Raw genomic sequence first — 13,680 nt, 5'->3', positions numbered from 1 at the left:
CATTGCAGGCCACTATTCTGATCGTTGAAGATGAAAAAGAGATCCGTCGTTTTGTTCGTCAGGCGCTGGAAAGCGAAGGCTGCCGCGTGTTTGACGCCGAAACGATGCAGCGCGGCTTGCTAGAGGCGGCCACGCGCAAACCCGATCTGATTATTCTCGATTTGGGCCTGCCGGACGGCAACGGTATCGACTACATCCGCGATTTACGTCAGTGGAGCAGCCTGCCCGTGATTGTGCTGTCTGCCCGTACCGACGAGCAGGATAAAATAGACGCGCTGGATGCCGGTGCCGATGACTATCTGACAAAACCGTTCGGCATCGGCGAGCTGCTGGCACGGTTGCGCGTCGCGCTGCGTCGCCACAGCAATACGCAGCAGAAAACGCCGCTGGTGAGCTTCGGTAATATTACTGTCGATTTGCTTAACCGGCAGGTCAATCGTGATGGTCAGGAACTGCACCTGACGCCCATCGAATTTCGTCTACTGGCAACACTACTCGCCAGCCCCGGTAAAGTGCTAACGCAGCGCCAACTCCTGACGCAGGTCTGGGGGCCAAACGCCGTCGAGCACAGCCACTATCTGCGTATTTATATGGGGCATCTGCGCCAGAAGCTGGAAAGCGACCCGGCAAGACCACGCCATCTCTTGACTGAAACCGCTATCGGCTATCGTTTTATGCCGTAAAATCATCTTTCTGTATCAGGCGACGTCCGTGGAGAATCCCTCCCGCTGCACGCGCTTGTCTTTTCTTCAGGAATACGTCGTCATGAGTAGTTGGTTAATTTACGCTTTGCTGTCTGCTGTATGTGCTGCGATGGTTGCGATATTTGGCAAGATTGGTTTGCAGAATTTGGACGCCAATACGGCGACTGCAATTCGTGCCGTCATCATGGCACTTTTTCTGGTGGGCGTGGTGGTCGCGCAAGGTAAGCTGGCGCTGGTCGGTGAGGTTGTCGCCAATAAAAAAGCACTGTTGTTCATTGTGCTCAGCGGTGTCGCGGGTGCGCTGTCGTGGCTGTTTTATTTTGTCGCGTTGAAGAACGGTAACGTCGCACAGGTCGCGCCGATCGATAAACTCAGTGTGGTCTTCGCCGTCGTGCTGGCGGTCATACTGCTGGGAGAAAAAATTTCGCTGATGGCAGGAGCTGGCGTTGCGCTGATTTCAGTGGGAGCGTTGCTTGTCGCCTTGGGATAAATACACTCTACGTTTTATCGCTGCACAAGATTAAAAAAGGCGCTGCAAGCAGCGCCTTTCCACTTATTTAGCCGTTGCCAGAACCGCGCTAACAATCTCTACCGCTTCTTTCTCGATACGCTCGCGGTGTTCCACCCCGAGGAAACTTTCACAGTAGATCTTGTAGGCTTCTTCCGTACCAGAAGGACGCGCGGCAAACCAGCCGTTCTCCGTCATCACTTTCAGGCCACCAATCGATGCCCCGTTCCCCGGAGCGGCGGTCAGGCGTGCGGTAATCGGATCGCCCGCCAGCGTACTGGCCGACACCTGCTCAGGCGACAGCTTAGACAGCGCAGCTTTTTGTGCATGTGTCGCAGAAGCCTGAATACGGTTGTAGCTCGGTGCGCCAAAGCGCTGTGCCAGCTCGTCATAGTGCTGCTGCGGGTTTTTACCCGTCACGGCCGTAATTTCCGCCGCCAGCAGACACAGAATGATGCCGTCTTTGTCCGTCGACCACGGCGTGCCATCGAAACGCAGGAAAGACGCCCCCGCACTCTCTTCACCACCGAAGCCAAAGCTACCGTCATACAGACCGTCAACGAACCATTTGAAGCCAACCGGTACTTCTACCAGCTTACGACCCAAATCTGCCACTACGCGGTCGATCATTGCGCTGGATACCAGCGTTTTGCCGACGGCAACAGACTGTCCCCACTGTGGACGATGCTGGAACAGGTAGTTGATTGCCACTGCCAGATAGTGGTTCGGGTTCATCAGCCCTGCCGGGGTAACAATACCGTGGCGGTCATAGTCAGGATCGTTGGCAAATGCCAGATCAAACTTGTCACGTAGCGCCAGCAGCCCAGCCATCGCGAATTCTGATGAGCAGTCCATACGGATCACACCGTCGTGATCCAGCGACATAAAGCGGAATGTCTGATCGACGGCATCGTTAACCAGCGTCAAATCCAGCTTGTAGTGCTCTGCGATACGCTGCCAGTAGGCAATGCCAGAACCACCCAGCGGGTCGACGCCCAGCTTCAGGCCAGCGCGTTGAATCGCCGCCATGTCCACCACGCTAGCCAGCCCTTCTACATAGGCCTGAACCAAATCCTGTTCATGGACGTGTCCGCTTTTCAACGCCTGATCCAGCGTAATGCGTTTCACGTCACGCAGTTCATCCGCCAGCAGCGCATTCGCGCGCGTCTCAATCACACTGGTGAGGTTGGTATCTGCCGGGCCACCGTTTGGCGGATTATATTTGATGCCACCATCTTCCGGCGGGTTGTGGGACGGCGTAATCACAATGCCGTCCGCCAGCGCACCGCCCTGACGATTGTGAACCAGAATCGCATTAGACACCGCAGGCGTTGGGGTAAAGCCATTATCCAACTGAACGATCACATCCACACCGTTGGCAGCCAGCACCTCAAGCACGGAGATAAACGCCGGCTCGGAGAGCGCATGAGTATCTTTACCGACATAGCACGGGCCGCTGATACCTTGCTTTTTACGCTCTTCAGCAATCGCCTGCGCAATTGCCAAAATGTGCGGTTCATTAAAGCTATGGCGCCCCGCGCTACCGCGATGGCCAGACGTACCGAATTTCACCGCGTGCGCTGTGTTGCCGACTTCCGGGCGCAGCACATAATATTGTGACGTTAACTGTGCCACATTAATCAAATCGCTCTGCTGGGCAGGCTGTCCGGCCCTTGGGTGATTAGCCATTGGCGCTTCTCCCTAACGCTGTAGTTAGATAAGTAGTTAATAAATAATTAGATGGTTCCGCACACTTTTTCTGTCAGTTCCGCTGGGAACTGCATCGTCAGCATGATGTGCTCAACCATGCTGCGTTTACGACCGGTATTCGTGTTGGTAATCACCCAGTATGGCGTGCCCGGAATATGTTTGGGCTTGGTGTGTGTGCCATGCTGAAGCAACGTTTGCTGGTCGCCCGCGAAATAGACTCGGGTGCGGCCATGAAGGGATTCTGTCGCGGCAGCAAATTCCTGCGGCGATAAGGTATACAGCGTGGACAGAACCAGCATAAAGCGATTGATGGCTTTATTCTGTTCAGCGTATTCATCCGACAGCAGCAGTTCACGCAGGGTTCGTACCCGATCGCGCGGGCTCGGCGCAGCGGCAGGCTGAGACGTCGTCGTTGTTGCAACAGCCGCTACCGCTGGTGTTGTGACAGGCTGCCCAGCGGTAAATTTCAGCATGCGCCGTAAAATATCCGATGCGCTCTCACCAATATGCTGTGTGTGGCTGGCAATATAACGATAAAGCTCTTCGTCGACTTCAATAGTTTTCATCTTTATCCAGTGCTGTTTTTACCCATTACCATGCAAATTACAGAGACGTTTCCCTTCTGTAACCCGACATCTATGGGTAGATGACTCAAATCAAAAGGATTATACAGGCGTTCAAACATTATCGAACAGCGGCATAGTGGGACAATAGCAAAAGTCAGACTATGCCCCAATGCCTTTCACATCCCTTCGAGTGGCTATACTGTTCCTTCAGCGACAACATTGATTCTAAAGTCATGATACCCTAAGCCCATGTCTCTCTGAATGAACTTCACCATGAAATTGAATCATCGCTGGCAAAATGCGCACCAGCCCACAGATAAGCTCCCTGTCGTCCTGATTCATGGCCTGTTTGGCACATTAGATAACCTTGGCGTATTGGGCCGGGATTTGCAAAATACGCATGACATTCTGCAAATCGATTTACGCAATCACGGTTTGTCGCCACGTTCATCGCAAATGAACTACCCCGCGATGGCGCAGGATGTGCTGGCATTACTGGATGAACTGAACATCGAACGCGCTATCGTTATTGGGCATTCGATGGGCGGAAAAGTCGCCATGGCGCTCAGCGCGCTCATTCCCGAACGGTTGGACAAACTGGTCGCCATTGATATCGCTCCGGTGGATTATCAGGTGCGTCGCCACGACACTATCTTTGCCGCACTGCGTGCTGTAACAGAAGCGGGCGTGACATCACGCGCGGAAGCGGCAGCATTAATGCGCCAGCATATAAAAGAAGAAGGCGTGATTCAGTTTTTGCTGAAATCCTTCCAACAGGGAGAGTGGCGTTTTAACGTACCTGTTTTGTGGGATGAGTACGAAAACATCGTCGGCTGGCAAGAGGTTCCGGCTTGGCAAGGGCCAATCCTGTTCATTCGCGGCGGCGATTCTCCCTATCTGGACGATTCCTACCGCGATTCGCTATTGCGTCAATTCCCGGCGGCGCGTGCGCATGTGATCAGCGGTGCTGGACACTGGGTTCACTCAGAAAAACCCGATGCGGTTTTGCGTGCTATTCACCGTTTTCTGGACACGAATTAACCAGACGACACTGACACTGGCGGATTCATGATAACGGCGGCAGTTAACCGTTGTCGCCGCCAGTGCGGCTAGGGTATGATGGCGCCCGCAGTAGAGGGACGGCTGATTCAGCCACAAGCATTGTAACCACTTCATCAGAATGCACGCATAACTTCCCGACATGTTTCACAGATAGAAAACCGCCACCTGACAATCCTGTAGCAGGGTGAGAATAGGCATCGATTTTATCTGTAGAACAAGACGGACAGCGCGGTGTATTTTGGTCCGAATACCTTGCAGTATCATTACTTATGGCAAAAGAACAAACGGATCGCACCACACTGGATCTGTTCGCAGACGAGCGTCGTCCGGGCCGCCCCAAGACCAACCCGCTCACGCGTGACGAACAACTAAGAATCAACAAACGTAATCAACTACGTCGCGACAAAGTTCGTGGGTTGCGCCGTGTCGAATTAAAGATTAACAGCGACGCCGTCGATATCCTGAACAGCCTTGCTGAAGAGCGGAACATTAGCCGCAGTGAATTGATTGAAGAGATGCTGCTGGCGCAGTTGGCCGAACAGCAATCCTGATTGACGTAACCCGCTATTTATATAACGTAGTACTCACATAACTTAAGCATTCACATCTTGTGCGGCGCCATTTCTGACGCCGCCTGAACGTTCATCCAAGATTAAACACGCTATCTCAGGCTAAAACGACGCTTAGAATTTTTCCCAGTTGTCGTTACTGGGTGGTAGCGCTTTGCCAGCACGCGGGGCAATCGCCGGCGTTTTCTGCACCGGTTTTGCCGCCACTTGCAGCCCTGACTGCGTATCGGACAGTTGGAACAGCGACACGGTCTGGTTCAACAGCGCCGCCTGCTCTTCCAGCGACAAGGCTGCTGACGAGGCCTGTTCCACCAACGCGGCGTTTTGCTGCGTTACGCTGTCCATTTCCGCCACGGCCTGACCCACCTGTGCAATCCCTTTGCTCTGCTCTTCCGATGCCGACGCAATTTCACCCATGATATCCGTCACGTTAGTCACCGCACGGACGATATCCTGCATGGTGTCACCCGCATCACTAACCAGATTGGAACCGGTATCCACACAGCGAACAGACTCAGAAATCAGCCCTTCAATCTCTTTCGCCGCCTGCGCACTGCGCTGCGCCAGACTGCGGACTTCGCCCGCCACCACGGCAAACCCACGGCCTTGTTCACCCGCACGCGCCGCTTCTACCGCCGCGTTCAGCGCCAGAATGTTAGTCTGGAACGCAATGCCGTTAATCACGGTGGTGATCTCTGCGATTTTTCTTGAGCTGCCGGAGATTTCCGCCATGGTTTTCACCACGTTCTCAACGATTTCACCGCCCTTCTTCGCCGTTGTCGAGGCTTGCAATGCCAGTTGGCTGGCGTGGTTGGCGTTTTCGGCGTTCTGTTTCACCGTCGCCGTCAGTTGCTCCATGCTCGCTGCGGTTTCTTCCAGCGCAGAAGCCTGTTCTTCGGTACGTGAAGACAGATCGTTGTTGCCCGCGGCAATTTCAGAAGCGCCCTGATAGATGGAATCCGTGCTGTTTCTGATCGTGCTAACCGTGCTAGCCAAACTCCCCTGCATTTCACGCAGCAGTGGGAACAGACGACCCACGCAGTTGTTACCAAAGTCCAGAATCGGCTTGCCCAGGTGACCAGAAGCAATCACGCTAAAGTGATAGCGCAGATCGTTTAACGGACGAACCAGACACACCACCAGATAGCGGTCGGTCAGGAACAGCATGACCAGGCCGATAACCAACCCGCTCAGCAAAATGTTCTGTCCTATCGTGGTGATTTGTTCGAAACGGACACCTGCGGCATCGAATTTCTCTGCGCTGGCGTTACTGAATGCAGAGAGAGAGGCACCAAACTGACGACTCAATGGCGGCACAACGTTCTTGGCCTGATTTTGGTAGTCATCCAGCGCGTTGGCAACGGCCTTCTGGTAAAGCGGTTCAACGCCCTGAACAACCAGGTTATTCCAGTCACGACTGACGGCCTGTACCAGTGCAGCATCCAGACCCGCATGATCGATAGCGTTAAACGCCACCAAATCAGACTTGAGTTTATCCAGCGCAACAAGTGCAGAAGCCTGCTCTTTATCTGCAGTGGCATTATCACCGCTGCGACGAGCGTCAACTGCACGCGCCAGACGGGTTACCATACGGAAATATTGATCGTTGCCCTGGTTGATAAAATTCATGTTCTGAACCAGCAAAGTGCTGGTTTTCGAGGTCGCCGTCATCTCTTTAAAAGAGAACATGGTATATATCGATACGCCCCCCCAAAGAACACAAAAAATGCCCAGCACCCACAGCATCGCGGTTCTGATGGCAATATTTTTTATAAGTTTCATAGCTCACTCCAAATCAGGAAAATGGTTAAAAAGATTTTTATCGCTAATCAACCGATATGAATCAGAAAATTCACACCATGAAACAGGTCACTTCTCCCTAGCGTTCACATTTCACCGAGTTGAAAACTCAAAAACCACGCTAACTCATCGGCTAAATACAGAGAATATTTAGCGTTCTTGCTATATTTATTAAAATAATTTTTCACACTGAGAATAAATTCACCTATTTCTATAGATATAAGTATTTTAATCATAGAGTTGCAATTAAACGTGCCGCGCGCCCGCGTCCTGCTTGCGTTGGCATGGACATACCATTAGGCAATAAGGTGGTTTGAGATGAGCTTTCATTTTATTCTTTAACATCAAAAGAATAAAAGCCTTTCTTTCATGATTGCATCGTTTCAGCTGCAAATGGTTATAATTCTTATTTCCATTTATTAAGAATATTCCCGAGAAATGTTACAGGTTTTCATTTCTATAAAAACATTATCTTTTGTGTGCATTTTAATTCCCAGGATTAGTAATGTACCGCTCCGTGATTTTTATTTTTCACAAACAGAAGTCTGCTTTTAATTACAATTGAAACAAACAAGGAAATAAAAAATACATTCATAAAAAATGAAACGTCGTTGCAAATATATAACCTCAGTTATATTAAGGAAATGTGTGCGTAATCTCAGACAATAACATAATCCCTATTCATTATGGGGAATTTAGCATCAAGCAGAGATACGTTTCGTTTCCTTACTCACCTTCGCATGTCACACGCTCTTGATTTACGCATCCTTACCGATACGAGTTTCTCCCGATGTGAGTGTCTGTTATTATTAACAGATAAGTGGGTGAAATATTACACCATACCATTAGGAATCAAGAGGTTATTCAATTCATGGCACTCATCGGAATATTCTTTGGCAGTGATACTGGCAACACTGAAAACATCGCCAAAACGATTCAACAGCAGTTAGGCACCAACGTTGCTGATGTTCATGACATCGCCAAAAGCAGCAAAGAAGACCTCGAAGGTTTCGATATTCTGCTGCTGGGTATTCCAACCTGGTATTACGGTGAAGCTCAGTGTGATTGGGATGACTTCTTCCCGTCGCTGGAAGAAGTGGATTTCACAGGAAAATTGGTTGCCCTGTTTGGCTGCGGCGATCAGGAAGACTACGCAGAATACTTCTGTGATGCCATGGGCACCATCCGTGACATTATTGAGCCGCGCGGCGCGACGATTGTCGGCCACTGGCCAACAGAGGGCTATTACTTTGAAGCCTCTAAAGGACTCGCCGACGACAATCACTTCATCGGCTTGGCTATCGATGAAGACCGTCAGCCTGAACTGACCAGCGAACGCGTAACAACGTGGGTGAAACAGATCAGCGATGAGCTGAACCTGAAAGAACTGGTTGGCTAAGCCATTTCGGCTCTGATAATCCCTATCAGAGCCGAAACAGCATTGATAGGTAAAACCTTTCATAATAATTGATACATTTTTTTAACTTCTATCAGTAAACCTGTACAATAATCCCATCGGCTTTGTATGTGCATCATCATTTCCTCATTCATCAACAACGAATTGCGTTGTATACCAATAGTGTGAATGGGGACAATATTGTTAACATTCGCTTGTTTTCATTTTGTATGCGCGGTTCTATAATTGAGACGCTTTTGCATTTTTTGAGCCGACCGATGTCATAGGCTAGGCAGCCTCCATTGATAAGTAAGCAACAGGATTAAACCCGCATGACTGACAACAATACCGCATTAAAGAAGGCCGGCCTGAAAGTCACTCTTCCAAGACTGAAAATACTGGAAGTGTTACAGGACCCTGTCTGCCATCACGTCAGTGCGGAAGATTTATATAAGAAACTGATTGATATGGGCGAAGAGATTGGTCTTGCTACTGTCTATCGCGTACTCAACCAGTTTGATGATGCGGGTATCGTAACCCGTCATAACTTCGAAGGTGGCAAATCCGTCTTTGAATTGACGCAGCAGCATCATCACGATCACTTAATTTGCCTCGACTGTGGCAAAGTCATTGAATTCCGCGATGAATATATCGAAGCGCGTCAGCGCGAGATCGCAGAAAGACACGGCATCAAACTGTCCAACCACAGTCTGTATCTCTATGGGCATTGCAGTGAAGGGGATTGCCGAGAGGATGAAACCCTGCACGATTCCACACGATAAATCGACCGCATAAAAAAATAAAACCGCCAAGGCGGTTTTATTTTTGTCTTCTTACCGGTGGCCTTAGCCTACCCAGGTATCTCGCAGTCCAACCGTACGGTTAAACACCAGATGTTCTGCGCTGGAATAAACGCGGTCAGCACAGAAATAGCCTTCACGCTCAAACTGATACGCTTTCTCTACTTCCGCTTGTGCCAGGCTCGCTTCCACAAAACCTTGCGTAATTTTCAGTGAATCTGGATTAATCGTCGACAGGAAGTCTTCCGCCGCACCAGGGTTTGCCACACTGAACAGGCGATCGTACAAGCGGAATTCTGCTGGTACCGCGTGTGCCGCAGAAACCCAGTGGATAACGCCTTTCACTTTACGGCCGTCAGCCGGATCTTTGCTCAGCGTTTCCGCATCATAGCTACAGTAGATCGTGGTGATAGTACCCTGCTCGTCTTTCTCAATGCGCTCTGCTTTGATCACATAGGCATTACGTAGGCGTACTTCTTTACCCAGCACCAGACGCTTGTACTGTTTGTTGGCTTCTTCACGGAAGTCAGCACGATCGATGTAAACTTCGCGGCTGAATGCGACCTGACGTGAGCCCATTTCCGGCTTGTTCGGATGGTTTGGCATCGCGACAAACTCTTCATGCTCAGTTGGCAGATTCTCGATCACAACTTTAACCGGATCCAACACTGCCATTGCACGTGGAGCATTCTCATTCAGATCGTCACGGATACAGGACTCAAGCGCGGCCATTTCCACGTTGTTGTCCTGCTTCGTTACGCCAATGCGCACACAGAACTCACGGATAGATGACGCGCTGTAACCACGACGGCGCAGACCAGAGATGGTCGGCATACGCGGATCGTCCCATCCTTCAACGACGTTTTCCACAACCAGCTGATTCAGCTTACGCTTGGACATAATCGCGTATTCAAGGTTAAGGCGGGAGAACTCGTACTGACGCGGGTGACAAGGAATAGTGATGTTATCCAGCACCCAGTCATACAGACGGCGGTTATCCTGGAATTCCAGCGTACACAGCGAATGCGTGATCCCTTCCAGCGCATCGGAAATGCAGTGGGTGAAGTCATACATCGGATAGATGCACCACTTGTTGCCCGTCTGGTGATGATCGGCAAATTTAATGCGATACAACACCGGATCGCGCATCACGATAAAGGACGATGCCATATCGATTTTTGCACGCAGACAGGCCGTACCTTCCGCAAATCCACCGTTACGCATTTTTTCAAACAGCGACAGGTTTTCCTGCACGGTACGGTCGCGGTAAGGGCTGTTTTTACCCGGTGCCGTCAGCGTACCGCGGTATTCGCGAATCTGCTCAGGCGTCAGTTCATCAACGTAAGCCAGCCCTTTACCGATCAGCTCAACCGCATAAGCGTGCAGTTGATCGAAATAATCAGAAGAATAGCGAACGTCGCCGCTCCATGAAAAGCCCAGCCACTCGACGTCACGTTTGATCGACTCAACGTATTCGATATCTTCTTTTACCGGGTTGGTGTCGTCAAAACGCAGGTTGCATTGCCCCTGATAGTCACGCGCGATACCAAAATTCAGGCAAATAGATTTTGCATGCCCAATATGCAGATAGCCGTTCGGCTCTGGCGGGAAACGCGTCTGAATATGGTCATGTTTACCGGACGCCAGATCTTCATCGATAATCTGACGGATAAAGTTGGTTGGGCGGGCTTCAGCCTCACTCATTCTTCATTCCTCAATGCTAAAACGACGTATAACCGACAATGATCCAACAAGCTACGCTGGGAAACAACCGTTAGTTTCATTTAATTATTCATAACGAAAAAAAAGGGCGAGATTGCTATCTCGCCCCACCGCTTTCATCGACATAACATCGCGTTAAACAAGTAACGCCGTCATATTACGCCTTGTCATACTATATCTTTTCATACTCCGCTTTCAGCGCGTTCGCTATCGATTCAGCCTGCGTACCCACAACAATCTGTACGCTCTGCTTATTCAGACGAATAACGCCCGCCGCACCAAGACGTTTTGCCTGTACATCATCAACCAGAGAGGAATCAGCCACGTTCAAACGCAGGCGTGTAATACAGGCATCAATGCCCGTCAGATTGGCTTTTCCGCCCAGCGCCTGCAGATAGCCCCGCGCCAACACCGCTGCATCGCTTGATTTCTCGCCCGCAGACGCTGTACTCACGTCATAACCATCGGCTTCACTACCGCTCACCGCCAGTTCACGCCCCGGCGTTAACAGATTGAAGCGAGTAATAGTAAAGCGGAACACCACATAGTAAATGACGAAGAATACCAGCCCCTGAGCAAGCAGCATGTACCACTGGGTAGCCAACGGGTTACGTGAGGACAGCACCATATCCACCAGACCCGCACTGAAACCAAAACCGGCGATCCAATGCATGCTGGCCGCGATAAAGACGGAAAAACCGGTCAGCAGCGCATGCAGGAAATACAGCACTGGCGCGACAAACATGAAGGAGAATTCCAGCGGCTCGGTAATCCCGGTAAAGAAGGAGGCAAATGCCGCCGCCAGCATAATCCCGGCCACTTTGCTTTTGTTTTCAGGGCGCGCGCAGTGATAAATCGCCAGCGCGGCTCCCGGCAGGCCGAACATCATAATCGGGAAGAAGCCCGCCTGATAACGTCCGGTGATCCCCACTACGGCTTTACCAGAGTCGATTGACTGTTGGCCAGCCAGGAAGTTAGGAATATCGTTGATACCTGCGACATCAAACCAGAACACGGAATTCAGCGCATGGTGCAATCCAACAGGAATCAGCAAGCGGTTAAAGAAGGCGTAAACCCCGGCGCCAACCGAACCCAACTGCTGAATATGTTCACCGAACGATACCAGCGCATTGTAAATCACCGGCCAGACGTACATTAAAATGAACGCGACCAGAATCATCAGGAAAGAAACCAGAATCGGCACCAGGCGGCGTCCGCTGAAGAACGACAGCGCCTTGGGCAACTCAACCTGACTGAAGCGGTTATACAGCTCGGCGGACATCACACCGACCAGAATCCCGATAAACTGGTTTTCAATCTTGCCAAACGCAGCAGGTACCTGTTCAACAGGGATTCGTTGGATCATGGCAACAACGGCCGGCGAACACAGCGTGGTCAGCACCAGATAACCGACAAAGCCGGTCAATGCCGCCGCACCATCTTTATCTTTAGACATACCGTATGCGACACCAACCGCAAACAGCACGGCCATATGCCCGATAATCGCTTCACCCGATTTGATGAGGAGTGCCGCCAACGCGTTCTCGCTTCCCCAGCCAACCGGATCAATCCAGTAACCTATCCCCATCAGGATAGCGGCAGCAGGCAGCGTCGCGACAGGCACCATCAATGCCCGACCGACTTTTTGTAAATAGCTCAGAGTACTCACTTTTCCCTCTCTTACCTTTGCGAGGTAATGAAATGTTGTGGGGCAAACAAACCTGCCAATAAATTTCACTGCCGAAGAACGTCGCTGTCGAAAAACGCCATTGTCGAAAAAATGTGGCAGCGGTGGTTCTTAGGGGGAGTGTAAGAAAAATAATTCGCTACACAAATTAAACCCCGTAATTATGTGATAAAAATCACCAAAAAACTGCATACAAAAAGTTTATACCTGAATAAAACCCCAACTTATTTCAAGATTAAAAAAAACGGAGTAGACTAATTTTAATGCATAGACAAAACGCGCAGCTGGCGCGATTTGTGCAATAACGTATTTAATTCCACTAAAAATCAGGAGAGCGCCGATGAGACTCATTCCTTTAACCACCGCCGCCGACGTCGGAAAATGGGCCGCCCGCCACATCGTTGAGAAAATTAACGCTTTCAAGCCCAGTGCAGATCGCCCTTTTATTCTGGGATTGCCGACAGGCAGTTCACCGCTCGAGGCCTACAAATCGCTGGTCGCCATGCACAAGGCGGGACTGGTGAGCTTCAAACACGTCATCACCTTCAATATGGATGAATATGTCGATCTGCCGACCGATCACCCTGAAAGCTATCATACCTTCATGCATCAGAATTTTTTCAATCACGTTGATATTCCGCGTGAAAACATTAACCTGTTGAACGGCAACGCAGAAGACACCACAGCAGAATGTCGCCGCTATGAAGAGAAAATAAAGTCCTACGGGAAAATTCATCTTTTCATGGGCGGCGTGGGCAATGATGGACATATCGCCTTCAATGAACCCGCCTCCTCTCTGGCCTCCCGCACACGCATCAAAACGTTGACAGAAGAAACCCGTATCGCCAATTCCCGTTTCTTCGGCGGGGACGTCAGTCTGGTGCCTAAATTTGCCCTGACCGTGGGTGTCGGTACGCTGCTGGATGCCGAAGAAGTGATGATTCTGGTGACCGGTCGTAACAAGGCACAGGCACTACAGGCTGCGGTAGAAGGCAATGTTAACCATATGTGGACCATTAGCTGCCTGCAACTTCATGCCAAAGCCATCATGGTTTGTGACGAGCCTTCAACAATGGAACTGAAGGTAAAAACCGTTAAATACTTCCGTGAATTAGAAACGGAAAGTATGAAAAATCTCTAACCGATGCGGGAGTCG

12 protein-coding genes are annotated in these 13,680 nt (G+C 50.5%); 7 read left to right on the top strand and 5 right to left on the bottom strand.

Translation table 11 applies throughout. The annotated features are described in order from the left end of the window. The first annotated feature begins 2 nt into the window (after nucleotides 1–2). Together kdpE and BUB06_RS09425 are read left to right on the top strand one after the other, a co-directional pair. A complete protein-coding gene (kdpE, locus tag BUB06_RS09430; RefSeq protein WP_039472541.1) occupies nucleotides 3–683 on the top strand; it encodes a two-component system response regulator KdpE in 681 nt (226 codons plus the stop codon). An 82-nt stretch (nucleotides 684–765) separates the two neighbouring features. After that, nucleotides 766–1,194, top strand: coding sequence for an EamA family transporter (locus BUB06_RS09425; RefSeq protein WP_010309405.1), 429 nt, complete (start codon nucleotides 766–768; stop codon nucleotides 1,192–1,194). 63 nt (nucleotides 1,195–1,257) lie between these two features. On the opposite strand, the gene pgm is transcribed toward BUB06_RS09425, so the two are convergent. Next, nucleotides 1,258–2,901 (bottom strand): phosphoglucomutase (alpha-D-glucose-1,6-bisphosphate-dependent), encoded by a 1,644-nt coding sequence (pgm, locus tag BUB06_RS09420; protein WP_039472539.1) that lies wholly within the window; start codon nucleotides 2,899–2,901, stop codon nucleotides 1,258–1,260. 47 nt (nucleotides 2,902–2,948) lie between these two features. Further along, nucleotides 2,949–3,488 carry a replication initiation negative regulator SeqA gene (seqA, locus tag BUB06_RS09415; RefSeq protein ID WP_039472538.1) on the bottom strand — a complete coding sequence of 180 codons (540 nt, stop codon included), beginning with the start codon at nucleotides 3,486–3,488 and terminating at the stop codon, nucleotides 2,949–2,951. Nucleotides 3,489–3,761: 273 nt separating this feature from the next. Here seqA and ybfF point away from each other — a divergent pair, with 273 nt between their 5' ends. Then, nucleotides 3,762–4,529, top strand: a complete 768-nt coding sequence (gene ybfF / locus BUB06_RS09410) for an esterase (RefSeq protein WP_039472536.1) — start codon at nucleotides 3,762–3,764, stop codon at nucleotides 4,527–4,529. A 290-nt stretch (nucleotides 4,530–4,819) separates the two neighbouring features. Then, nucleotides 4,820–5,101: a LexA regulated protein gene (gene ybfE / locus BUB06_RS09405; protein ID WP_010285457.1), complete on the top strand. Its 282-nt coding sequence runs from the start codon at nucleotides 4,820–4,822 to the stop codon at nucleotides 5,099–5,101. 132 nt (nucleotides 5,102–5,233) lie between these two features. Here the strand turns inward: ybfE and BUB06_RS09400 are convergent, their stop codons facing one another. Next, nucleotides 5,234–6,901, bottom strand: coding sequence for a methyl-accepting chemotaxis protein (locus BUB06_RS09400; protein ID WP_039472534.1), 1,668 nt, complete (start codon nucleotides 6,899–6,901; stop codon nucleotides 5,234–5,236). An 889-nt stretch (nucleotides 6,902–7,790) separates the two neighbouring features. Here BUB06_RS09400 and fldA point away from each other — a divergent pair. Together fldA and fur are read left to right on the top strand one after the other, a co-directional pair. Beyond that, nucleotides 7,791–8,318, top strand: a complete 528-nt coding sequence (gene fldA / locus BUB06_RS09395) for a flavodoxin FldA (RefSeq protein ID WP_010285453.1) — start codon at nucleotides 7,791–7,793, stop codon at nucleotides 8,316–8,318. A gap of 329 nt (nucleotides 8,319–8,647) precedes the next feature. Next, the gene (gene fur, locus BUB06_RS09390) at nucleotides 8,648–9,097 is read left to right on the top strand and encodes a ferric iron uptake transcriptional regulator (RefSeq protein WP_010285452.1); all 450 of its coding nucleotides are present in this window, start codon (nucleotides 8,648–8,650) and stop codon (nucleotides 9,095–9,097) included. Between the two features lie 63 nt (nucleotides 9,098–9,160). Here fur and glnS read toward each other — a convergent pair whose 3' ends face one another. Beyond that, the gene (glnS, locus tag BUB06_RS09385; RefSeq protein WP_039472532.1) at nucleotides 9,161–10,819 is read right to left on the bottom strand and encodes a glutamine--tRNA ligase; all 1,659 of its coding nucleotides are present in this window, start codon (nucleotides 10,817–10,819) and stop codon (nucleotides 9,161–9,163) included. Between the two features lie 190 nt (nucleotides 10,820–11,009). Then, nucleotides 11,010–12,506, bottom strand: a complete 1,497-nt coding sequence (nagE, locus tag BUB06_RS09380) for an N-acetylglucosamine-specific PTS transporter subunit IIBC (protein WP_039472530.1) — start codon at nucleotides 12,504–12,506, stop codon at nucleotides 11,010–11,012. A 358-nt stretch (nucleotides 12,507–12,864) separates the two neighbouring features. Between nagE and nagB the strand changes: the two genes are divergently transcribed. Then, complete coding sequence (gene nagB, locus BUB06_RS09375; RefSeq protein ID WP_039472528.1) at nucleotides 12,865–13,665, top strand: glucosamine-6-phosphate deaminase; 801 nt, start codon at nucleotides 12,865–12,867, stop codon at nucleotides 13,663–13,665. The last annotated feature ends 15 nt before the right edge of the window (nucleotides 13,666–13,680 follow it).

It is taken from the genome of Pectobacterium carotovorum (assembly GCF_900129615.1).
GTDB lineage: Bacteria > Pseudomonadota > Gammaproteobacteria > Enterobacterales > Enterobacteriaceae > Pectobacterium > Pectobacterium carotovorum.
The sequence above is the reverse complement of the archived record's forward strand: the minus strand, read 5'-3'. Positions and strand labels throughout refer to the sequence as shown.

What these genes read in the sequence shown, in the direction of transcription:
- BUB06_RS09425 (WP_010309405.1), top strand. Translation starts at nt 766, where the DNA reads ATGAGTAGTTGGTTAATTTACGCTTTGCTGTCTGCTGTATGTGCTGCG.
- pgm (WP_039472539.1), bottom strand. Translation starts at nt 2,901, where the DNA reads ATGGCTAATCACCCAAGGGCCGGACAGCCTGCCCAGCAGAGCGATTTG.
- seqA (WP_039472538.1), bottom strand. Translation starts at nt 3,488, where the DNA reads ATGAAAACTATTGAAGTCGACGAAGAGCTTTATCGTTATATTGCCAGC.
- ybfF (WP_039472536.1), top strand. Translation starts at nt 3,762, where the DNA reads ATGAAATTGAATCATCGCTGGCAAAATGCGCACCAGCCCACAGATAAG.
- ybfE (WP_010285457.1), top strand. Translation starts at nt 4,820, where the DNA reads ATGGCAAAAGAACAAACGGATCGCACCACACTGGATCTGTTCGCAGAC.
- BUB06_RS09400 (WP_039472534.1), bottom strand. Translation starts at nt 6,901, where the DNA reads ATGAAACTTATAAAAAATATTGCCATCAGAACCGCGATGCTGTGGGTG.
- fldA (WP_010285453.1), top strand. Translation starts at nt 7,791, where the DNA reads ATGGCACTCATCGGAATATTCTTTGGCAGTGATACTGGCAACACTGAA.
- fur (WP_010285452.1), top strand. Translation starts at nt 8,648, where the DNA reads ATGACTGACAACAATACCGCATTAAAGAAGGCCGGCCTGAAAGTCACT.
- glnS (WP_039472532.1), bottom strand. Translation starts at nt 10,819, where the DNA reads ATGAGTGAGGCTGAAGCCCGCCCAACCAACTTTATCCGTCAGATTATC.
- nagB (WP_039472528.1), top strand. Translation starts at nt 12,865, where the DNA reads ATGAGACTCATTCCTTTAACCACCGCCGCCGACGTCGGAAAATGGGCC.